A 21,259-nucleotide genomic window follows, 5' to 3' on the forward strand; every position below is an offset into this window, starting at 1 on the left:
TTCAGCACTCAGCATTCATCGTTGAAAGACCGCCCAGTTCGGGTAGGGCTTGGCACGGTAGAGCTGCGCCACGTCCACCGGCACGGGCATCCCGTGCTTCGTGAGCAGACCGGCCACCAGCTTGAGCGGCAACCCAACCGCCGCCGTGAAATCTCCCTCGATACAGGCGATCAGGCGCCCCCCGGCTCCCTGAATGGAATAGGCCCCGGCCTTCCCCAGGCTCTCGCCGGTCCGGAGGTATTCGTCCAGCTCCCCGTCGGTGAAGTCCTTCATCCAGACCCGCACCGTCTCCACGCCCCACTCGCGGATGCGGGCGGCCTCCCCCCGGAGCGCGACCGCCGTGTGGATGAGATGCTCCCGCCCGCGAAGCTGCCGCAGCATCCGGTCCGCTCCCGCTCGGTCCGCCGGCTTGCCCAGTATCGTCCGGCCGACCGCGATCAGCGTGTCGCTCCCGAGGACCAACCGGTCCGGGAATCGTTCCGCGCAGGAGCGGGCCTTGCCGTCCGCGATCAGGCAGGCCTGCTCCTCGGGGCTCACATCCTGGCGCACCCGTTCTTCAAAGACGGGCTCGACGATTTCGAAGGGCACCTGGAGCAGGGCGAGCAGGTCTTTGCGGCGCGGAGAGGTCGAGGCCAGGAGAAGGCGCATGAGCTCAGTGCGGAATGGTGGACGCAGAACGCTGAACGACTTCGTGAGGAATGGCCACGGCCTCAGTTTCGGGTCCCAAGACCGCAGACGTTCATCGTTTCGCGCTCATCGTTCTCCGTGACGCTTTCCAGGGTTCCGGTCAGATACTCGGCCACCAGCCGCTCGACGTCGGCGCTGCTGCAGGCTCGCACCATCCTGGCCCGCATGAGGGCCGCCAGGTGAAAGCCCTTGCAGTACCAGCCCAGGTGCTTGCGCAGGTGCGGAAACCGCTCCCTGCCGAACAGGGCCTCGAACTGGCGGGCATGGTCCAGCATGACCCGGAAGCGCTCGGCCAACTCGACCGCCGGCTCCAGGGAATCGGTCCGGCCGGCCGCCATCACGTCTCCACCGGCAAGAATCGAGCGAACCGCCTCCTTGTTCCGGAAGAGCCAGGGACTCCCGAGCGCCCCGCGCCCGACCAGCACCCCGTCCACTCCCGTCTCGACCACGCGGCGGACCACGTCCGCCATGGACTGGAGATCGCCGTTCCCCAGCAGGAGCGTTCGAGTCCCCCGCGCCAGCGCAGCGGCGCGGGCGATCGCGCCCCAGTCGGCCTCGCCCCGATACATCTGCTGGAGCGTGCGCCCATGGACGGAGATGGCGGCCGGCTCCTCCTCGAGCAGACGGATGATCCAGTCCTCGACTATCACCTCGTCGTACCCGATGCGCGTCTTGACCGACAGGGGAATGGCCCGGCGGGGCGACGGGGCACGGCCGTCCCGCTGCCGGTTCATGGAGCGGACCGCCTCCGCCCGCCCCGGCTTCAGCCCGGCTGCCTCTAGGCTCTGTCCCCCCGCCCAGTCCTCGATGCCCCGGCGGGTGGCCCGCAGGATGGCCTGGGCCAGTGCCGGGGTCCGGATCAGGCCGGCGCCGGAGCCGGAGGAGGCGACGCTCCGGGACGGACAGCCCATGTTGACGTCCAGCCCGTCGAAGCCCAACTCGCAGACCACGTGGGCCGCCTGATAGAACAGGTCGGGGTCCTTGCCGTACAGCTGCGCCACGACGGGCCGCTCCTCCTCGTCGTAGAGGAGCGGGGACAGGAGAAAGGCCGGCCCCCGGCAGATGTCCCCAACGCTCGTAAACTCGGTGAAGGTCACATCGGGCGCCCCCTGTCTCGCGACGATCAGGCGGAAGGCGGCGTCGGTGACCCCGTCCATGGGCGAAAGGCCGATGATCGGGCGTGGCAGCCGTTGCCAGAAGCTCATGGAATTGATCCTCTACGCGCTCACACGCTCACAGGCGGCTCGATAGCCGCTCCGCAGACCATCCGCTTCCTGCTGCACGAGCGGAGCTGCCTGCGGCAGGACTTCTCGGACAAAAGCCGTGAACCGGTCGAGCTTCCGCAAGAAGAAGTCATAAGGCTCCCCGCAAGGGCGCGGCTCGCGGAACCAGAAGGCGACGAACGAGCCCAAGGGCACGCCCGCCTCCTCCAAAGCCAGGCAGGTCGCCGGGAACATGTCGCGGAGTTCCCCGCCCCAATGGAGAATCTCGTACGGCAGGTAGGTCCGGCGATAGAGCTCCATCATGTCGGGATCGGCCTCCAACGACGGCAATTCGCCCGACGGATGTCCCGTGACGAACCGGGCATAGTCCCCATACCGGTTCAGCAGCCGGGCTGCCGTCGTAGAATCAACGGGATTGAGCTCGACCTCCCGCCCGTCGCGACCATCCGATAACAGGACGTTCTCGGGTACCGACCTCCACCGTTCCAGCGCCCGGCCGAACCGTTCGCGGAATCGCTCGAACTCCACCACGATCCGGGAGATAGGCTTGGTGTCCACCTCCAGAGCCAACCCCCGGAGGTTGACGAGCCGGGGATGGGCCAGAATCTGCTCCAACAGGTCTTCGAGCACCTCCGGGATGGGCGAGCCGTGGGCATCAATCCACCGCGGGGGACCCTGGGAAGGGCCAGCCGCGTCCGTGACATGCTCCGCAAGGCCGGCCACGTGAATTTGGACGACCCGCTCCAACGGAAAAGCGTCCAGGAAGTCGGCGACGAAGGCCGGCAGCGGTTCCCGCCGCCACCAACCGGCGTACCGGTACACGGTCCAGAGATGCCCGATGTCCAGGACCAGTCCGCAGGGGGTCCGTTCGGCCACGAGCCGGAAAAACTCCGGGATGGGCAGGTCGCCGAGCCCGAAATAGGTGAGCGGCGGCATTTCCAACAGCACGAGCGGGCCGAAGCCGGCCTCCGCCTCCCCGTCACGATCCAGCCGCCTCTGCGTCAGGGCCAGATTCCCGGCCGCGACCTCGGCGCCGACGGCGGTATAGAGGGGCGGCAAGTAGGTGCCAAAGGTATGGCCGGCCATCTGCTTGGCGGCGCATTCGTGCGTCATCCAGTGGCTGCCGAGGGTGCGCAGGTGGGCCGCCGCCTCATCCAGCTCGCCGTTGAACGGATAGGCGGTCGTCCAATCGGGCTGGGTGAGCCACAGCCCCTCCCCGTGATATTCCAGCAGGGCGTCGGGCAGCCGGCGCCGCACCTCGGCCAGGGCCGGTTGCGCCGCCCTGAACACCTCCCAGTAGCCGGGAACGGCCCCCCGACCGGCCAGCGTCTCCGCCAGCTCGAACAGGTCCGGGGAATAGACGTCCACGGACAGACCGAGCCCGTGCCATGGAATATGCGCTGCTCGGTTGCGAAACTCGCGCTCGACAGTCGTCATGGCTGTGTCTGAACCTCGCCTCTCGCCTCTTGCCCCTCGCCTGCGCGAAGCGAAGCTAGTGTACTGGCCCGTTCCCCGTTTGACAAGCGACGGCCGGCCCAGCCTGTGGAGCACAATCGGCCTCTCCTTTGACCGCCCGCCGTCCGGTGGTAAGATGGAGCCGTCGGCCAGTCCTGATAAGGAACTTCATGGGAACGAACGAGACGCTCAGCAACCAGCCAGGCCGGCTCCCGTTGACGAACGAGGAAATCCTCCGGCAGGTCCAGGTTCTGCTCGAGCAGCCGGACGGCGACCTGCGCACCGTCCTGCTGAAAGAGCTGCTCCTGGGGGTCCTGAAGGTCACGGAGTCCCAGCTCGACACCCTGGACCTCAAGATCCTCAACCGGAGCCTGAAGGAGCTCCGCCACGCCTTCCGGGTCTTCCGGCCTTACCGTCACCGGTCCAAGGTCAGCGTGTTCGGGTCGGCCAGGACGCCGCCCGACGATCCCCACTATCAGTTGGCGGTCCGCTTCGCCCGCCTGGTGGTCCAGCGGGGCTACATGGTCATCACCGGCGGGGCGGACGGGATCATGAAGGCCTGCCACGAGGGAGCCGGCAAGGAGCACAGCTTCGGGGTCAACATCCTCCTCCCCTTCGAGCAGGGGGCCAACACGGTGATCGCGGACGACCCCAAGCTGATCACGTTCAAATATTTCTTCACCCGCAAGCTGATGTTCATGAAGGAGTCCGACGCCATCGCTCTGTTCCCCGGCGGGTTCGGCACCCAGGACGAGGGGTTCGAGGTCCTGACGTTGATCCAGACCGGCAAGAGCCAGCCCAAGCCAATCGTCTGCCTGCAGGCGCCCGGCAGCCGGTACTGGGACCGCTGGCGCTCGTTCATCACCGACCAGCTCCTCCCCGACCGGCTCATCAGCGAAGAGGACCTGGGCCTGTTCCGGATTTGCGAGTCGGCGGAGTCCGCCGTCGAGGAGTTCGAGCGCTTTCACCGGAACTACCATTCGATCCGGTTCGTCAACGGGCTTCTGGTCGTGCGCATCAGACAGCGGCTGTCCGCGTCTCAGCTCCGGCAGATCCACGAGGACTTCTCGGACCTGCTGGCGGGCGGGTCGTTCGAGCTTCGGGGACCGCTGCCCGAAGAAGCCGACGAGCCGACTCTGGATCTCCTACCCCGCCTGGTCTTCCAGTACAACCGCCGGAGCGCCGGCCGGCTGCGGGCGCTCATTGACCGCCTCAACTCCCTCTCTCCCGAGCCGACCCGGCGAGCCGAGCCGGCAAAGTCCACCAGGCACGCGGCTTGACCAGCCTCCTCCCCGACGCGTCTAGCCCTCCTCCTCCGGTCGTGATATGCTGACGACCTGATCTATGAGCCGGTCGCCCCAATCCGAGCGCCAGCCGTCCCGACCCCCGGCCCAGGCTCCCGACATCGTGCTGTACCACGCCGAGTGCGCCGACGGCTTCGGCGCCGCCTGGGCGATCTGGAAGCGATTTCCCTCGGCCCGCTATCTGGCGGTCAAGCACGGGTTCCCCCCGCCGGACGGCCTGGCCGGCCGGCACGTCGTGATCGTGGACTTCAGCTACCCGCGCGACCTCCTCGAAACCGTGGCGAAGCAGGCGGCCAGCCTGCTCGTGCTGGACCATCACATCACCGCGCAGAAGGCCCTGGCCGGTCTCCCCTACGCCTATTTCGACCAGAAGAAGTCCGGCGCGGTCCTCGCCTGGGAATGGGCGCACCGGGAGCCGGTGCCGTGGCTGCTGAAGTACATCCAGGACAAGGACCTGTGGGAATGGGCCCTGCCGGCCAGCCGCGAGATCAGCGCCGCCCTCGCCTCTTATCCCTACGACTTCCGTCTGTGGGACGGTCTGCGGCAGGAAACCCTGGAGGCGGAGGGCCGGGCGATCCTCCGCTACGAGAACGAACTGGTGGACAAGATCGTAGCGGAGGCGGTGACGGTCTCCTTCCACGGCCAGACCGTGCCGGCCGTGCAGAGCGCCGTCCTGACCAGCCAGATCGGGGAGCGGCTGGCGAAGGGGCGCCCGTTCTGCATCATCTGGCACGATCGCGACGGACGCCGTTACTTCAGCCTCCGCTCCGCCCCCGAAGGCGCCGACGTGGGCGCCATCGCGTCGGCGCACGGCGGAGGCGGCCACACCCACGCGGCCGGCTTCTCGGTGCCGTTGCCGCCGGACGGATCCTCCCCGCTCGATTCGCTCAAAACAGCCACTGGCTAGAGGCAAGGGGCAAGAGGCGAGAGGTGAACGACGCGCAGACGCGGCGAGGGGGTGACGCGGCATCTCCGCGTCCCGGCGTCGCCTGCGCCTCGCCCCCTAGCCTCTGGCCTCGCGCCTCTCACCTAATTTTATGATCCCGCTGCACGACGACAACCCGACCGAGATCACTCCCGTCGTCACGATCGCGCTCATCGTCGCCTGCGCGCTGGTCTTCTTCTACGAAGCCTCGCTGCCGCAGGAATTGGCCGAGGCCTTCATCTTCCGCTACGGCGCGATCCCCGCAGTCCTGCTCGGGCACGAGGCCGAGTCGCAGGGCCTGCCGCCCGACGTCGTCGCCCTCCCCGTCTTCGCCAGCCTGCTGACCAGCATGTTCCTGCACGGAGGCTGGATGCACCTGATCGGAAACATGCTCTACCTCTGGATCTTCGGCAACAACATCGAAGACGCGATGGGGCACGGGCGGTTCGTGATCTTCTACGTGACCTGCGGCGTCCTCGCCGCCCTCAGCCACGCGCTGATTGATCCCGCTTCGGCCGTGCCGATGGTGGGGGCGAGCGGGGCCATCTCGGGCGTGCTCGGGGCCTACCTGTTGCTCTACCCCCACGCACGGGTGCTCGTGCTGATTCCGCTGGGCTTTTTCAGCCGGGTGATGTACGTGCCGGCGGGGTTCGTCCTGGGCTTCTGGTTCGTGCTGCAACTGTTGAGCGGCGGGTTGAGCCTGGGGCGGCAGGGAGGCGGGGTCGCCTTCTTCGCCCACATCGGCGGGTTTCTGGCGGGGATGGCCCTGATCGGGCTCTTCAAGCGGCCGGAGGTCCGCTTCTTCGCCCCCCGCCGCCACTGGTCCCGCTGGCACTCCGACTGGTAGAGGGGATTAGTAGGCGGCCTGTTGCGGCCGGGGCGGACGCGACGGTTACCGCGGCGCTGCAAGCACCGTGACCTCCGGCATGGGATAGTCCCTCACGTTGCCCGTGGCCACGGACGCTCCTTCCATCACGGCCGTCGCGGCAATCAAACAGTCCGCTAACCCAAGCCGCCGCCCCTTCGCCCTCCCCTTGAACCGACCGGCCAATTCGGCAATCGGCCTCGTGACATCGCAGATCACAAGGCCGTCCAGGAGATTGGCGGTCGTCCCGCTCTCCTCAGGACGCATCCCGGCCATGATTTCGGCGACAGAAGTGACGGAGCAACACGGAACGGCATCCTCCGTGAGCTGGTCAAGGAACGCTCTCATGCCGCTCCGACCTCGGAGAAGGTCAATCAGGACATCCGTACCCAGAATCACCTTGCTCATCGTCCAGATTTATGGGCGCCTCGAAAGGGACGGCGCAGCGAACGAACAAATCGCCTGGTCCCCTTGGCGAGCTCCGGATGCTTTTCTTCCTTCCAGGCCCCAAAGCTGCGGAGCAAGGCTTTTCTGAACTTGATCCGTTTGAGTTCGTTTCTCAAGGCCTCCCCGACCACCTTGCTCTGCTCTCCCTTGGGCACCGTCCGCTTCAACTCCTCCAGGAGATCTTCGGGCAGGGTGAAGTTTGCCTGTTTCGTGACCGTCGCCATGGGAGCCTCCGCCATCAGCCTATATAGCTGCCTAAATGGTGGCACGGCGAAGAGGAGATGTCAAAGCCGTGCGCTCAGGAGGAGGGAAGGAGAGAACGCCGGGCTTATGGATGGTTCAGCATTCGCTGGAGGCGCGCTGCCGCCTGCCAGGCCTGCTCCGGCTTCTCGGCCAGGAAGGTGACGTGGCCCATCTTGCGGCCGGGGCGGACGGATTTCTTCCCGTACACGTGCAGCTTGGCCCCGGGCGTGCCCGCCAGAGAGGTCAGGCCCTCGCCGGCGGTCGCGCGATGCAGATCCTCGTCCAGCAGGTTGACCATGACGGCGGGACAGAGCAGCCGCGCTTCGCCGAGCGGGAGGCCGCAGACCGCCCGCACCTGCTGCTCGAACTGGGAGACGGTGCAGGCGTCCAGCGTGTAGTGGCCGGAGTTGTGCGGCCGCGGAGCCACTTCGTTGACAAAGAGCTGCCCGTCCCGCATCAGGAACAGCTCGACGCAGAAGACCCCGACTCCCTCCAGTTTCTCCACGGCTGAGCCGGCCAGGACGGCCGCACGCTCGGCAGTCCGCGGATCAATCTCGGCCGGCACGCGGGTCGTCCGGAGGATGCCGGCCTCGTGGACGTTCTCCACGACCGGATAGAGGCGCCGGTCCCCGTCCTCTCCCCGCACCACGAGGACCGAGAGCTCCTTGTCGAAGGCCAGGAACGGCTCGACGACCCACTGGCCCCGTTGCGTCCCGATCTGCTCCTGGAGAGCGCGGAGGTCGGCAGCATGCAGCAAACGCCACTGGCCTTTGCCGTCGTAGCCGGACGTGGCGGTCTTGCAGAGACAGGGGAAACCGACCGCCCCCGCTGCGGCCGGCAAATCGGCCGCAAGGGTCACCTCGCGGAACGGCGCCACCGGTAGCCCGCCGGTGGAGAAGAAGGATTTCTGCGCGACGCGGTTCTGGATAATCTCGAGGATGCGTCCGGCCGGCCTGACCGGCAGGCGCCGCTCCAACGCCTCGCACAGGACGGCCGGGACGTTTTCCCACTCGTAGGTCGCCGCTCGGACGGCCTGAGCGAACTGCTCGAAGGCCCGTGGGTCGGTAAAGGAGGCGCTGATCGGGAGATCCGCCAGCTTGAGCGCGGGGGCGTCCTGGTCCGGGTCCCAGACCGCCAGCCGGTAGCCGAGGCGGCGGGCCGCCATCGCGAACATGGCCCCCAACTGTCCCCCGCCCAGGACTCCGATCGTCGCGCCTGGTTCCATCCGCTCTGCCATCGGCTTTTCCGGAAGCTACTTCCGCTTCTTTTTCTTTTTCGGAGAGACGGGGACGGGTGGGTTCCATCCGGCGGAAGAGGCGATCACCGCTCGGCTCTGCTCTGCGCGGAACTCCGTGAGCCGATCCCGGATGGCTGAATAGCGTCCGGCCAGAATCTGGGCGGCCAGCAACCCGGCGTTCTCGGCTCCGCCGATCGCCACGGTGGCCACCGGAATCCCGCGCGGCATCTGCACGATGGACAGGAGGGAATCGAGGCCTCCCAGGTGCTCGGTCGGGATCGGAACCCCGATCACCGGCAGATGGGTCTTCGCCGCCAGCATGCCCGGCAGGTGCGCCGAGCCGCCGGCCCCGGCGATGATAACTTCGATGCCGCGCTCGGCGGCCTGCTCGGCGTAGGCGAAGAGTCGGTCAGGCGTCCGGTGGGCCGAGACCACCAGCAGCTCGCTCGGCACGCCGAGTTCGGCCAGCATCGCCACCGCCCGTTCCAGGATCGGAAAATCGCTCTTGCTTCCTCCCAGGACACCCACCAAGGGGGCGCCCTCCGGCCCCTCTCCGTCCGCAGGTTCCTGCGGCACCCGTTTTCCGGACCGACCAGCCATGCCCGTCTCCTCCCGAACCGCGATCCCGCTGCGCGGACCCTGACACCTTAGCGTTCCGTCCCTCTAAGGGTCAAGGCGAAAACGCGAACCACGCGATTTGACCCCCACCGGGAAATCTTCTATGATGGAAACTCGTTTTAGGTGAGGCGTTCCGATGCCTTCCATCAAAGACAGCATCAAGGGGCGAATTCACTCGCTGGTCTCCCAGCCGACCGGGCTGGAGGACATCGAGGTGGACGATCTCGCCGCCTCGGCCAGGCTCCAGTCCTGGGAAGCGGTCCAGATTCCGGAGCGGCTCCGCTTCAACGCCCGGCTGGCCGTCAAACTCATTCTCCTGTTCGCCCTCGTCATCGCCTTCGTGCCCTGGACCCAGACCATCACGGCGACCGGTCAGCTCTCCGCCTACTCGCCTTACGAGCGGCCCCAGAACATCGAAGCCCAGATCATGGCCCGCATCAAGAAGTGGCACGTGTTCGAAGGCAGCCGCGTGAAGCAGGGCGACACGATCGTGGAGTTGAGCGACGTGGACCCCCAGTTCCTGTCCCCCGATCTGCTCTCGCTCCTGGAGCAGCGGAGAGTCTCTCTCGAGCAGACCCGCAAGGCGGCCCTCGAACGGGCCGAGCAATTGGACGTGCGGATCAGGGAAATGCAGAACTTGGTCAAGGCCGCCGTCCCCTCCGCGGAGGCGCGCGTGGTCGAAGCGGAAAACCGGGTGCGCGAGGCGGAGCAGCGCGTCGCGGCGGCCAAGATCGAGGTGGACACGGCCGAGCTGAACGTGAACCGGCACCGGCAACTGGCCGAGCAAGGCCTCGTGTCCCAGCGGGAACTGGAGTTGACGATCCAGGCCGCCATTGGCAGCAAGGCCAATTTGCAGGCGGCGGAGGCCGTGTTGAAGGCGGCCAAGCAGGGCATGAAGGCCCTGAGCTTCGGCCGGGACCAGGTGAGCGCCGAAGTGCTCCAGCGCCTGCTGGAGGCCGAAGCGGCCCGGGCCGGCGCCTTCGCCGAGGCGGCCCGCGCGGCGGACCAGTTGGCCGACGTCTCGTTGCGCCTCTCGAATGCCATCCAGCGGCGCGAGTACAGCCGCGTGATGGCGCCGATCGACGGCACCGTCGTGCGGATGGCCCAGGTCGGCCCCGGCGAGACCGTCCGGGTCGGAGACGTCCTCGTGCGCATCTCCCCGGCGAGCGCCGACAAGGCCGTCGAGCTGGTGGCGGACGGGCTCGACGCCCCCCTGCTGAACGCCGGCCGCAAGGTGCGGCTCCTGTTCTACGGCATCCCCGCGATCCCGCTCCCCGCCTGGCCCGAGCTGATGGCCGGGACTTTCGGCGGCGTGATCAAGGTCGTGGACCAGGTGGACGACGGCAAGGGGAACTTCCGCTTCTGGGTCGTCCCTGATCTGGAGGACCGTCCCTGGCCCGAGCAGGCCCACGTCCGGCAGGGCACCAAGGTGATGGGCTGGGTGATCCTGAACCGGGTGCCCCTCTGGTACGAGCTCTGGCGCCGGTTCAACCTGTTCCCGCCCGACTATCAGGAGGGTCCGCCGACGTTGCTCGACACGCTCTTACCCAAAGCCGGTCGAGGTGCCAAGTAGCAGGCGCCGGTCCAGCGTCACCAGGACGCGTGCTTCGCTCCCCTCCTCCACCGCCTGTCCCATCAGCAGCGGACCGTCCCTCTTCTTCTTTCGACGACGTGCAAGAAAGGAGTGTGCCCTATGATGCCGATCTCTCGTCTGGCCGCAAGCGCGGCCCTTTGTTCCCTCCTTCTCCTGGGAACCGTCTTCACGGCGGCGGCGGAACCGGACAAGCCCAGAGCTCTGCCGCCCATTCCGTTGACGCTTGACGAAGTTCTGGCCCGGGTGGACCGGACCCACCCGCTTCTGAAAGGGGCCGGAGCCGAGAAGATCGTCGCCCGCGGGAAGATGCTCAAGGCCCTGGGCGCGTTCGAGCCCGCCCTGGTGAACGACTCGGAGATCGAGCGGTTCATCTCCTCCATTGATCCCAACCAGAGCACCAAGACGGTCGGCTTCAACGACACGTTCCTGGACATGAAGCATCCCTCCGGAGTCAGGGCGATCGCCGGGTACCGGAGGGCGATCGGCGTCGCGAAGATTCCCGACCTGAGCTTCGACAAGAACCAGCAAGTCCTGCTCGGGGCCTCTGTCCCCCTCCTCAGGGGATTGCTGGTCAACCCGGAGAACGCCGAGCTGCAGCGGTCTGAACTGGCCGACCCCAAGGCCGACGTCCAGATCGCCCAGATGCGGCAGGACCTGTTCTTGGCCGCGGCCGGCCAGTACTGGGACTGGGTGGCCGCCTGGAGGCTCGTGGACGTGCAGCGGCGGGCGCTGAAGGTGGCCGAAGAGCGGGCCAAGCAGGTCGAGCAGCGCGCCAAGGCCGGCGCGGCGGCCCCGCTGGACGCCGTGGAGGCCAACCAGGAGGTCCAGCGTCGGAGGGAGACCCTGATCGCCGCCACCAGAGCCGTCGAGCAGGAGCAGTACAAGCTCTCCATGTTCCTGTGGGAGAAGGATTCGCCGACCGTGCCGCCGGGGGAGCGGGCCCCCGACTTTCCGAAACAGCTCCCCCTGCCGACGGCCGAGATCGTCCAGGCCGACAAGGTGAACGCCAAGACCGCCAGGCCGGAGATCCGCGAGGTGGCCATCGAAGCGCAGCTCAACAACATTGATCTGGAACTGGCCAAGAACAACCTGCTGCCGAGCCTGGATGCGGAAGCGGCGCCGGCGCGCAACCCGGAGAAGTTCGTCCTGGGCCTGGGCTACAAGTTCGGGATGGAGCTCCGCGTGCCGTTCCTGCAGCGGCGCGGAAAGGGCGAGGTGTTGGAGGCGCAGGGGAAAGCCGATCGGTTCGTGCTGCTCCAGAAGTTCCGCGAGCAGCAGGTGGTCGTGGACGTGGACAATGCGATCTCCGCCATCGAGCGGGCCAAGGAGCGGATCGCCGCGTCGTTCCAGTCCCTGCAACTGGCCAAGACGCTGGAGGAGGGCGAGCGGTTCCGGTTCAGCCTGGGCGCCACCAGCGTCCTGTTCGTCAACCTGCGCGAGCGGAACGCCGTGGACTCCGAGAACCAATGGATCCGCGCACAGGCGGATTATCAGAAGGCCCAGGCCTTTTACCAGTGGGCCATCGGCACTTGGGCCAAGAGCCCGGCCTCGGCCGTGCCCGTGAGCTATGCGCCTGTCCGTTAGCGGCGTTTTGCGCAAACCGGCGAAGCGGTGCCCGACGCATCCAGCACGGAGTCACGGCTCGTGACCGATCAGAACGGGGAAGCGGGGAACCGGTGAAGACCCTCGAATCGAGCGACTATCCGCCTGCGACACGATTGTTGAAGGACGCCCTGACCCAGTTCGCTCTGCTCTTGAAGGTCGAGAGAAGAATCCTCGCGATCATCGCGGCATACTCGCTGGCGATCGGCCTTTTCTCGCTCATCGTGCCCTTGACGGTCCAGGAACTGGTCAACACCTTCGCCTTCGCCATCCAACCGATCATGATCGTCACACTGGCCGCGATCATGACGGCCACGCTGGTCTTCATCGGCGAGTTCAGGGTCTTTCAGAGCCGGGCGGTCGAGATTCTCGTCCGGCGCCTGTACACCCGAATCGCGCTCGCGATCACCGAGCAGCTTCCTCGTTTTCGCGAAGAGCGTTTCCTGCCGCGGTATGCGAACCGCTTCATCGAGGCGGAGCTGCTGCCGCGCGCGCTCCTCGCCATGCTCGTTGACCTCATCAATGTGTTGGTGGGCGGGTTGATCGGGATGACGATCCTGGTGATGTACCACCCGTATTTCCTCTTCTATAACTTGCTGCTCGTCGGCGGATTCGTGACGGTCATCTTCGTTTTAGGCCGGGGAGGCTTTCTCGCCACGCTCGACGTGTCCCGCCGCAACTACGACGTGCTGAATTGGCTGCAGGACATTGCCCAGAACCTGCTGCATTTCAAGGCGGTCAACAGCCAGGCCTTTCTCCTCCGGAAAACGGACGCCCTCGCCAGCGCGTACGTCACGGCCAGAGTACGCCGTTCGAACATCCTGACGGACCGTCAATACCACGGCGCCGTGCTGTGGCAGGCCGTGGGGCACGGCGGGTTGATCGCCCTGGCCGGCTGGTTGCTGGCCATCGGGCAGTTGACCCTCGGCCAGTTCGTAGCCGCCGAAGTCATCGTCGGAACCCTGCTCCTCAACATGGAAACGGTCGCGCGGCGGTTGTACGCCCTGATCTACGTGTTCACCTCGCTCCGCGAGTTGTCGGTCCTGTTCTCGCTGCCCAAAGCCACCGGGGCGGCCAAGCCGCGGGTCCAGAATCCCCGATCCCGGCCTCTACGGAGTCCGGCTCACCTGCAAGGACGTGACCTTCGCCTACCCGGACTCCCCGCCCGCCTTCCGGAACCTGAACCTGGAAGTGATGCCGGGAGAGAAGGTCGCTCTGTTCTCCGAAACCAGCATCGGCAAGACGACCCTGGCGCTGGTGCTGGCCGGGTTGTACCAGCCGACATCGGGCGTCATCCGCTACAACGACGTGGATCTCCGGGACCTGGACACGGAGTCGCTCAACGCTTGTCGCGGGCTCGTCCTGGATTCGCGTCTGTCGCTGTTCGAGGGCACGCTGGAGCAGAACATCTCGATGGGCCGCTCCTCCGTCACCTACGAAGACATCCGGTGGGCGCTGCAGTTCGCCGAATTCGAGGAGGAGGCCGCGGCGCTCCCGCTCGGGCTGCAGACCCCGATCAAGGCCAGGGGGAAGGCCTTCACCACGAGCCAGATCCTGCGGATCTTCGTGGCACGCGCCATCGTCGCCCGCCCGCAACTGTTGATCTTCGACGGCACGCTCCACAGCATGGCTCAGGCCGTGCGGGAGACCATCCTGCGGCGGCTCTGCTCCAAGGAAGAGCCCTGGTCGGTAATCTTCGTCTCGAACGATCCGTTTCTGACCACCCACGTGGATCGGCGGCTGGTCGTGAGCTGATCCGAGCCGGACCGGCACGGGCAAAGCCCGCTTCGATCCGGCGATCAAGGCCCGGACCGGCTCCGGTTGGCATTTTCCAGCGCCCTCTGCTACCCTACGAGTCTGTTGCCGGGCCTCAGGGGTTTTCCAGATTCCCGCGAAAAGGCCCGCTGCCCGGCGGGCCTGCGCCGCCGGGCAGGAATTCGGGCTGCGATGACGGAACGGCATGAACGCGGATAAATCGGACGGCCAGCACAGCCCCCCGAACCTCCTCCAGGAGACCATTACCCGGGTCGGGCTCCTCTTCCGGCTCGAGCAGCGCGTCCTGGCCCTGCTCGTCTCCTACGCGCTCGCGGTCGGCCTCTTCTCTCTGATCGTCCCGCTGACCGTCCAGGAGCTGGTCAACACCTTCGCCTTCGCCATCCAGCCGATCATGATCGTGACGCTGGCCGCGATCATTGCCTTGACCCTGTTGTTCGTCGGCGCGTTCAAGACCCTGCAGTTCTATGCGGTCGAGATCCTGGAGCGGCGCATCTTCGCACGAATCGCCCTCGGCCTCTCGCAGCAACTGCCCCGGTTTCGCGAGGAGGCCTTCCTCCCGAAATACGCAAACTACTTCATGGAGACGACCCTGATGCAACGGGCCCTGTCCTCCATGCTGATCGAGATCATCAACGTGGTGATCGGCGGGATCGTCGGGATGAGCATCCTGGTCTTTTACCACCCGTATTTCCTCGTTTATAACTTCGTGCTGCTGGGCGGGTTCGGGGTGGTCGTCGTGATGCTCAGCCATGGCGGGCTGCGGGCCACGATCGAGATGTCCCACGCCAAGTACGAGACCCTCAACTGGATGCAGGAGATCACCAACAACCTGCCGCACTTCAAGTCCACGGTCAGCGGCCCGCTCCTGCTGAAGAAGACCGATGACCTCGTGCAGGCCTATATCGAAGCCCGCAAGAGCCGCTTCAACGTCCTGCTCCGCCAGTTCCTGGGCTCGGTCGGCTGGCAGGCGGTGGGGCACGGCGGGCTCATCGCCACGGCCGGATGGCTCCTGGCCATCGGCCAGCTCACGCTCGGTCAGTTCGTGGCCGCGGAAGCCATCGTCAGCGGCATCCTGGTCAGCTTCGACGCGGTCGTGAAGCGGATGAGCTACGTGTTCTACTTCTTCACCTCGCTGACCGAGTTGGGCTATCTGTTCTCGCTGCCCAAGGACACCACCTCCCACAAGCTCTCGGTCTCTCTGCCCGATCCCGCGATCCACGGAGTGCGCGTCTCGTGCAAGGACCTCTCCTTCACCTATCCCGGGGCGCCTGCGCCCGCGTTCCAGGGCTTCAACCTGGAGCTCACCCCCGGCGAGAAAGTGGCCATCTTCTCCAGCACGAGCACCGGCAAGACCATGCTGGCGCGCACCCTGGCCGGCCTGTTCCCGCCCACGTCCGGCGTGCTCCGGTACAACGGCGTGGACGTGCGCGACCTGGACATAAACTCCCTGAACGCCTGCCGCAGCCTCGTCCTGGATTCCCAACTGTCGCTCTTCGAAGGGACGCTGGAGGAGAACATCACGTTGGGACGCGCTTCGGTCCCGTACAGCGACGTCCTGTGGGCGCTGCGGTTCGTCGAGATGGAGGAGGAGGTGGACGCGCTGCCGCTGGGCCTGATGACCCAGGTGAAGGCCAGGGGCAAGGCCTTCACGACGAGCGAGATCCTGCGCCTGCTCGTCGCGCGGGCGATCGTCATCCGGCCCCAGTTGCTGATCCTGGACGGGACGCTGCACAGCATGCAGCCGACCATGCGCGAGACGATTCTGCGGCGGCTCTGCTCCAAGGAAGAGCCCTGGTCCGTGATCTTCGTGTCCAACGACCCGGCGTTGCAGGTCCACGTGGATCGGCGTCTGATGCTGGATTGAACGGAATGCGCGTGAACGTGCTCGGAGCCTGAACCATGATCGTCACCTTCTTCCGGCGGTTCGTCCGCCCGACGCCCGGCCAGGCCCTGGTCAGCGCCCTGATCGCCGGCCTCGGCCTCCTGGGGGCCCAGGAGCTGAGCCAGGTGGATCAGGACCTCCGCATCATGTACGCGGAATACACGCTGGCCGCCACGGACATCGCCCACATCTCCTCCGACGTCATTCGCTACCGGACCTCGATCGTCCGCGCCCTCGAAGCCCAGACGAGGGAAGATTTTGAACGGATCACGAAGCCGCTGCCGGATCTCCACGCCCGGATCCAGCACGCCGTGGACCGGTACGCCGCCGCCAGCCTGCGGGTCTCGCGCAGCGGCCGGAGCGAGCCCGCCGACATCCAGGCCGTGCGGGAAAGCATCGACGCCTACTTCTCCGTCGCCAGCCGGACCCTCAACCTGCTGACCAAATCCTGGATCGCCCGCTCGCCCCAGGAGCAGGCGGAACTGCGCCACCAGGCCGAGCTGCACGCGGCCGACAATGCAGGGCCCAAGATGATCCAGGTCAGCTTGGCGCTCGACCGTCTGCTGGAGACCGTGGCGGACGTGGCCAAGGACATGCGCGACGAGGGGACCAGGACGATCCAGCAGACCAGCCGTCTGCTGATCGCCGGCAGCCTGCTGATCGCCTTCCTGAACCTCTTCACCAGGCGGGCCTCCGGATCCCCGGAGCCAGGCGCCGGCTCCCCGACGGCCCAGCCCGAACCGGACCGGGACCGGAGCTACGCGCTCCCCCTGGACGAGCCGACCCCCGCCTCCACGCGCAGCGACTAGCCCGCATTATTCATGGCGGTTCGTGACGAAACCGCGCAGACGCGTCGGGAGACAGGCGCGTGGAGCCGCGAGGGAGGGAGGCATACTCTGCAGTATGTCGACCGACTGAGCGGCGAGCCCGCCGGTCGCAGCAGCGTATCCGCGGTTGCAGTAGAAGCGTCCATGAATAATGCGGGCTACCCCGCCTCACCCAGACGGGCGCGCGAGACGGACCGCCTCCAGCAAGCGGCGCCGTTCCCCGTCCGAGAGGTTTCGCCACTCCCCGACCTTCAGCCCGTTGATCGTGATGTGCATGATGCGGGTCCGGTGCAGGGACACGACCCGGTAGCCCAAGGCCTGGCACATCCGCCGGATCTGCCGGTTGCGGCCTTCGGTCAGGATGATGCGGAACGTTCCGGGGCCGCAACGCTTCACGACGCAGGGTTTGGTGGGGGCGCCGAGGATCACGACGCCGCGGGCCATCCGGTCCAGGAACGTCCGGTCGAACGGCCGGTCCACCGTCACGAGGTACTCCCGCTCGTGCCCGAACTCCGTCCGCAGGATGCGGTTGACGATCTCCCCGTCGTTGGTGAGCAGGATCAGGCCGGAGGAGTCCTTGTCCAGCCGGCCGATCGGGAAGATCCGCTCCGGGTGCCCGATGGCGGCGATGATGTTGCCGGGCACGTCCCGTTCGGTGGTCGTGGTCACGCCGACCGGCTTGTGGAACTTGATGTAGACCGGCTCGTTCCCCCAGGGCAGCACGACGCCGTCCCGTGCGATGACGTCGCCGGGACCGACGCGATCGCCCAGCACCGCCACCCGTCCGTTGATCGTCACCCGCCCCTGCTCGATCAGCCGGTCCGCCTCGCGTCTGGAACAGAGCCCCTGCTGCGTAAAAAACCGGTTGATCCGGACACTCTCGGACGAGGCGTGATGGGCGATGGGTGATGGGGAAAGAGACTGATGCGGAGACGCGGTGAGGGGGGGACGCGGCGAGCTCCGCGTCCCCGCGTCCCCGCGTCCCCGCGTCGCCCGGACTCGTTGCCGGTCTCTCGTCACGGCTTGTGCCGGCCGGCAGTCCTGACCAGCCCGAGGACGCGATAGATCAGCCGGGCGACGGCGAACTGGGGAGCGGCGAATCCTCTGATCGGCGCGATCTCGCTGACGTCCATCCCGACGATCCCCGGCCCCCTGGCCAAGGCCGCCACCAGCGCGAGCGTATCGTACCAGCCCAATCCGCCGGGCTCCGGAGTTCCCAGCGCGGGCACGATCGAAGGGTCCAGGCCGTCGCAGTCGAAGGTCAGATAGACCGGCCCGGTGCAGGCCCGCACGACCTCCGGCACCCAATTGGCGGCTTTTCCCTCGTAGGGCCCGGCCGGATCGAGGATCTTGGACGCGAAGAACGTCGAGACGGTCTTCGTCCGGTTGATCAGGTCGAGTTCCTCGGGCGAGACGGACCGGATGCCGACCTGCACCAGGGGGAGGCCGTCCTCCACGACGCGGGCCATCACGCTGGCATGGCTGAAGGGATTGTCGAGGTAGGCCTGGCGCAGGTCGCCGTGCGCGTCAACCTGCACGACGCAGAGGTCGGGATACCGGCGGGCATGGGCCCGGATCGCCCCCAGCGCCCCCGTGTGCTCGCCGGTCAGGGTCAGGACGAACCGGCCGGGCTTGACGTGCGGCGCCACATAGGCCTCAATGGCCTCCACCGCCCGCCGATTGACTTTCCTGCCCAGCTTCAGCGGCGCGGCGGTCGCCACCCCGCCCCATTCGCGGTAGGACTCGACTCCCAGCGTCTCGTCGTAGAACTCGACCTGGCGGGAAGCCTCGAGGATGGCCGACGGCCCCTGGTCCGATCCCCGGATGTAACTGGACGTGTGCTCGTAGGGGGCCGGCAGGACGTAGACGCCCGCCCGGTCCGGCAGGCACCAGGGCTCCTCGAGACCCAGAAAGTTCCGCTTTGGTCCGAGCCAGCCCTTCGGAACGGCCATGCCCGCCTCACCGCCTGGATCGGTCTTTCTTGGGGAGATTCTCCGGCGGAATGAACACGGCCAGGGCCACGACCGTCGTCCACCGGTTGGCCTTGCCGATGGCCGACTGGGTGATGTTCAGGGTCCGCACGATCTTGCCGCCCATCTTGAAGACCTGCTCCCGTTCCTTCCAGGCCTGATTGGCATCGAACTCGACGCCCAGGGTCGTGGCCAGCATCTGGGCGGCCAGATCTTCCGTGTACTCGCCGGACTCCTCGTCGGTCTCGCCGTAGGCGTGGTGCTCGGAGAGATAGCCGTAGGTGTGCCGATCCGTGGGGATCGCCAGGCCGATCGAAGCGGAGATCAGCCGGTTGCGCTCGTTCGTCTCGGAACGGGCCATCACGCAAAAGGTGATCTCGCCCGGGTTCAGCAGCTTCTCCCCCCGCATCCTCGGGATGATCTTGCAATTGGGCGGGAAGATCGAGGACACGCTGACGAGGTTGCAGTAGGCCACGCCCGCGCTCCGCAACGCCTGCTCGAAGGAGGCCAGCTTTTCCTTGTGGACTCCTACGCCTCTGGTCAGAAACATATGAGTCGGAACCATCGCGCCTCCCTCAAGACAGTGATGGGTGACGAGTGATCGGTGACGAGCGAGTTAGGACGAATGACCAGTCTACGTGAAACCTGCTTTCGGCTCTCCGCCCATCACCCGTCACGCATCACCCGTCACGGTCCGGTGTTGGGCCGCATTTGTACCAATTTGTCAAAGTTTCCGCAACAGGATTTCGCAGAGACTTGGCGAGTGGCGCCCAGGCGGGACGAGGGAGCGACCGACACGGCGTTCAGACGGGACCGGACTCGGGCAGGTTCAGCACCAGCAGTTTGACGTCGGTCATGTCTTCGATGGCGTACCGGACGCCCTCCCGCCCGATCCCCGAGCTCTTGACTCCGCCGTAGGGCATGTGATCGGCACGGAACGTGGGAATCTCGTTGGCCAGCACGGCGCCCACTTCCAGGTCCCGGTAGGCCCGGAAGATGCGCCCCACGTCGCGGGTGAAGACGCCGGCTTGCAGCCCGAACTCCGAATCGTTCAGGGCCTCGACGGCGTCCTCGAACCGCTTGTAGCGGGAGACCGTCACGACCGGCCCGAAGACCTCCTGGCACGAGACCTTCATGTCGGGGGTCACGTCGCTCAGGACCGTGGCTTCCACCACCGAGCCCGACCGCTTGCCGCCGGCCAGCAACCGGGCCCCCTGGGCCACCGCCTCCTGAATCCAGCCCTCGACCCGGCGCGCGGCCGCCTCGTCGATCAGCGGCCCGATCACGGTGGTCTCATCGGCCGGGTCCCCGACCTTGAGCGCCGCCACCCGCGCCAGCAGGGAGGCCACGAAGCGGTCGTACACGGCGTCGTGCACGAAGACCCGCTGCACCGAGATGCAGGTTTGTCCGGCGTAGCCGAACCCGCCGGCCGCGCACCGTTGGGCCGCGACTTCCAGATCCGCGTCCGGCTCCACGATCACGCCCGCGTTGCCGCCCAGCTCCAGCACGACGCGCTTGCGGCCGCACTTGGCCTTGAGCATCCACCCGACGGCGGCGCTGCCGGTGAAGCTGAGGAGCGCATAGCGGGGGTCCGCCACCATCTGTTCCGCGACCGCGTTTTCGCAGGGCACGATGCTGAGCGCCCCGGGCGGCAGCCCTGCGTCCAGCACGACCTCGCCGAGCAGCAGCGCCGTGACCGGCGTCTGAGGAGCGGGCTTGACCACGATCGGGTTCCCGCAGGCCAGAGAGGGAGCCACCTTGTGCGCAACCAGATTGATCGGAAAGTTGAACGGGGTGATGCCGAGCACGGGGCCGATCGGGACCCGTCGGGTCAACCCCACGTAGGGCTCCGTGCCCGGCGTCAGATCGAGCGGAATGACCTCGCCGGGCAGGCGCTTGGCCTCCTCCGCCGCGAGCGTGAAGGTCTGGATCGCGCGGCCCACTTCGCGCCGCGCGTCGGAGATCGGTTTGCCCCCCTCGGCCACGATGGACCGCGCGAACTCGTCGCGCCGGTCCGAGAGGGCTCTGGCAATCTTGGCGAGCGCGCCGGCTCTGGCGTGGGCCGGCAACCGCCGCATGGCGGGAAAGGCGGACACCGCCGCCCACGCGGCCTCGTCCGCCTCGGCCTTTCCGGCCTGACAGACCTCGGCCACCACTGCGCCGGTGTAGGGATTTCGGACGGGAGCCGTGGCCGCCGTCGTCCGCCACTGGCTGCCGATCAGCAATGGCTTGGCGGCCATTGGGGGGATCCTCAAGTCATTCGGCGATCTCGGCAGCCGGTTGCCCTCCGGGAGACGGCGGAGGCGTCCGCTTGGCCTCGGCGATCGCTCGGTCGGCCTTGGCGATCAACTCCTCGGTCCCCCAATCGCGGATCGATTCCAGCGTAAAGGCCTCGTAGGTGGAGACCCCGTGGCAGGTCGGACAGTCCGGCATCGGGACCTTTCGCCGGAACACTTCGCTCAGGCAGGACATGCAGACCCAGAGGTCCGGGTCGCCCTCTCCGCTCTCCACTGACCAGAATGCCTGTTCGCGCGCCATAGCGTCCTTCTCGTAATGGGCCCTTGTCGCCTTACGGATGTCGCCCCGACAGCATAGGCCCCCTGC

21 protein-coding genes are annotated in these 21,259 nt (G+C 66.9%); 8 read left to right on the forward strand and 13 right to left on the reverse strand.

Going from position 1 to position 21,259, the window contains the following annotated elements; genetic code table 11:
• Positions 1 to 15: 15 nt before the first annotated feature.
• The 3 genes from AB1411_06130 to AB1411_06140 all read right to left on the reverse strand — a co-directional run bounded on the left by AB1411_06130 (position 16) and on the right by AB1411_06140 (position 3,347).
• The gene (locus AB1411_06130) at positions 16 to 648 is read right to left on the reverse strand and encodes a nucleoside triphosphate pyrophosphatase (protein MEW6543173.1); all 633 of its coding nucleotides are present in this window, start codon (positions 646 to 648) and stop codon (positions 16 to 18) included.
• Between the two features lie 62 nt (positions 649 to 710).
• Positions 711 to 1,892 carry a tRNA-dihydrouridine synthase gene (locus AB1411_06135; GenBank protein MEW6543174.1) on the reverse strand — a complete coding sequence of 394 codons (1,182 nt, stop codon included), beginning with the start codon at positions 1,890 to 1,892 and terminating at the stop codon, positions 711 to 713.
• 12 nt (positions 1,893 to 1,904) lie between these two features.
• A complete protein-coding gene (locus AB1411_06140) occupies positions 1,905 to 3,347 on the reverse strand; it encodes a DUF692 family multinuclear iron-containing protein (GenBank protein ID MEW6543175.1) in 1,443 nt (480 codons plus the stop codon).
• 188 nt (positions 3,348 to 3,535) lie between these two features.
• Here AB1411_06140 and AB1411_06145 point away from each other — a divergent pair, with 188 nt between their 5' ends.
• The 3 genes from AB1411_06145 to AB1411_06155 all read left to right on the forward strand — a co-directional run bounded on the left by AB1411_06145 (position 3,536) and on the right by AB1411_06155 (position 6,441).
• Positions 3,536 to 4,645, forward strand: coding sequence for an LOG family protein (locus AB1411_06145; protein ID MEW6543176.1), 1,110 nt, complete (start codon positions 3,536 to 3,538; stop codon positions 4,643 to 4,645).
• A gap of 64 nt (positions 4,646 to 4,709) precedes the next feature.
• Entirely contained in the window at positions 4,710 to 5,576 is an 867-nt protein-coding gene (locus AB1411_06150; protein ID MEW6543177.1) for a phosphoesterase, read from the forward strand.
• A gap of 130 nt (positions 5,577 to 5,706) precedes the next feature.
• The gene (locus AB1411_06155) at positions 5,707 to 6,441 is read left to right on the forward strand and encodes a rhomboid family intramembrane serine protease (GenBank protein MEW6543178.1); all 735 of its coding nucleotides are present in this window, start codon (positions 5,707 to 5,709) and stop codon (positions 6,439 to 6,441) included.
• Between the two features lie 45 nt (positions 6,442 to 6,486).
• Here AB1411_06155 and AB1411_06160 read toward each other — a convergent pair whose 3' ends face one another.
• From AB1411_06160 to purE, 4 genes are all read right to left on the reverse strand, one after another.
• Positions 6,487 to 6,867 (reverse strand): type II toxin-antitoxin system VapC family toxin, encoded by a 381-nt coding sequence (locus AB1411_06160; GenBank protein ID MEW6543179.1) that lies wholly within the window; start codon positions 6,865 to 6,867, stop codon positions 6,487 to 6,489.
• Positions 6,864 to 7,130 carry a hypothetical protein gene (locus AB1411_06165; protein ID MEW6543180.1) on the reverse strand — a complete coding sequence of 89 codons (267 nt, stop codon included), beginning with the start codon at positions 7,128 to 7,130 and terminating at the stop codon, positions 6,864 to 6,866. Before AB1411_06165 ends, AB1411_06160 begins: the two co-directional genes overlap by 4 nt.
• A gap of 104 nt (positions 7,131 to 7,234) precedes the next feature.
• Complete coding sequence (locus tag AB1411_06170) at positions 7,235 to 8,386, reverse strand: 5-(carboxyamino)imidazole ribonucleotide synthase (GenBank protein ID MEW6543181.1); 1,152 nt, start codon at positions 8,384 to 8,386, stop codon at positions 7,235 to 7,237.
• A gap of 15 nt (positions 8,387 to 8,401) precedes the next feature.
• Positions 8,402 to 8,986, reverse strand: coding sequence for a 5-(carboxyamino)imidazole ribonucleotide mutase (gene purE, locus AB1411_06175; protein ID MEW6543182.1), 585 nt, complete (start codon positions 8,984 to 8,986; stop codon positions 8,402 to 8,404).
• A 154-nt stretch (positions 8,987 to 9,140) separates the two neighbouring features.
• On the opposite strand from purE, the gene AB1411_06180 reads away from it, so the two are divergent.
• The gene (locus AB1411_06180) at positions 9,141 to 10,577 is read left to right on the forward strand and encodes a biotin/lipoyl-binding protein (GenBank protein MEW6543183.1); all 1,437 of its coding nucleotides are present in this window, start codon (positions 9,141 to 9,143) and stop codon (positions 10,575 to 10,577) included.
• 123 nt (positions 10,578 to 10,700) lie between these two features.
• Complete coding sequence (locus tag AB1411_06185; GenBank protein ID MEW6543184.1) at positions 10,701 to 12,182, forward strand: TolC family protein; 1,482 nt, start codon at positions 10,701 to 10,703, stop codon at positions 12,180 to 12,182.
• Positions 12,183 to 12,250: 68 nt separating this feature from the next.
• On the opposite strand, the gene AB1411_06190 is transcribed toward AB1411_06185, so the two are convergent.
• Positions 12,251 to 12,772, reverse strand: a complete 522-nt coding sequence (locus AB1411_06190; GenBank protein MEW6543185.1) for a hypothetical protein — start codon at positions 12,770 to 12,772, stop codon at positions 12,251 to 12,253.
• A gap of 565 nt (positions 12,773 to 13,337) precedes the next feature.
• On the opposite strand from AB1411_06190, the gene AB1411_06195 reads away from it, so the two are divergent.
• The 3 genes from AB1411_06195 to AB1411_06205 all read left to right on the forward strand — a co-directional run bounded on the left by AB1411_06195 (position 13,338) and on the right by AB1411_06205 (position 16,667).
• A complete protein-coding gene (locus AB1411_06195; GenBank protein MEW6543186.1) occupies positions 13,338 to 13,955 on the forward strand; it encodes an ATP-binding cassette domain-containing protein in 618 nt (205 codons plus the stop codon).
• A 205-nt stretch (positions 13,956 to 14,160) separates the two neighbouring features.
• On the forward strand, positions 14,161 to 15,840 hold the full coding sequence (locus tag AB1411_06200; protein ID MEW6543187.1) for an ABC transporter ATP-binding protein: 1,680 nt from the start codon (positions 14,161 to 14,163) through the stop codon (positions 15,838 to 15,840).
• A gap of 35 nt (positions 15,841 to 15,875) precedes the next feature.
• Positions 15,876 to 16,667 carry an MCP four helix bundle domain-containing protein gene (locus AB1411_06205; protein ID MEW6543188.1) on the forward strand — a complete coding sequence of 264 codons (792 nt, stop codon included), beginning with the start codon at positions 15,876 to 15,878 and terminating at the stop codon, positions 16,665 to 16,667.
• A 186-nt stretch (positions 16,668 to 16,853) separates the two neighbouring features.
• Here the strand turns inward: AB1411_06205 and AB1411_06210 are convergent, their stop codons facing one another.
• The 5 genes from AB1411_06210 to AB1411_06230 all read right to left on the reverse strand — a co-directional run bounded on the left by AB1411_06210 (position 16,854) and on the right by AB1411_06230 (position 21,193).
• Positions 16,854 to 17,588, reverse strand: a complete 735-nt coding sequence (locus AB1411_06210) for a pseudouridine synthase (protein MEW6543189.1) — start codon at positions 17,586 to 17,588, stop codon at positions 16,854 to 16,856.
• A gap of 113 nt (positions 17,589 to 17,701) precedes the next feature.
• On the reverse strand, positions 17,702 to 18,637 hold the full coding sequence (gene speB, locus AB1411_06215) for an agmatinase (GenBank protein MEW6543190.1): 936 nt from the start codon (positions 18,635 to 18,637) through the stop codon (positions 17,702 to 17,704).
• A 7-nt stretch (positions 18,638 to 18,644) separates the two neighbouring features.
• Entirely contained in the window at positions 18,645 to 19,220 is a 576-nt protein-coding gene (locus AB1411_06220; protein MEW6543191.1) for an arginine decarboxylase, pyruvoyl-dependent, read from the reverse strand.
• A gap of 238 nt (positions 19,221 to 19,458) precedes the next feature.
• The gene (locus AB1411_06225) at positions 19,459 to 20,895 is read right to left on the reverse strand and encodes an aldehyde dehydrogenase family protein (GenBank protein MEW6543192.1); all 1,437 of its coding nucleotides are present in this window, start codon (positions 20,893 to 20,895) and stop codon (positions 19,459 to 19,461) included.
• Positions 20,896 to 20,911: 16 nt separating this feature from the next.
• The gene (locus AB1411_06230; GenBank protein ID MEW6543193.1) at positions 20,912 to 21,193 is read right to left on the reverse strand and encodes a hypothetical protein; all 282 of its coding nucleotides are present in this window, start codon (positions 21,191 to 21,193) and stop codon (positions 20,912 to 20,914) included.
• Positions 21,194 to 21,259: the final 66 nt, after the last annotated feature.

This window comes from Nitrospirota bacterium, assembly GCA_040757595.1.
Taxonomy (GTDB): Bacteria; Nitrospirota; Nitrospiria; order Nitrospirales; family Nitrospiraceae; genus JBFLWP01.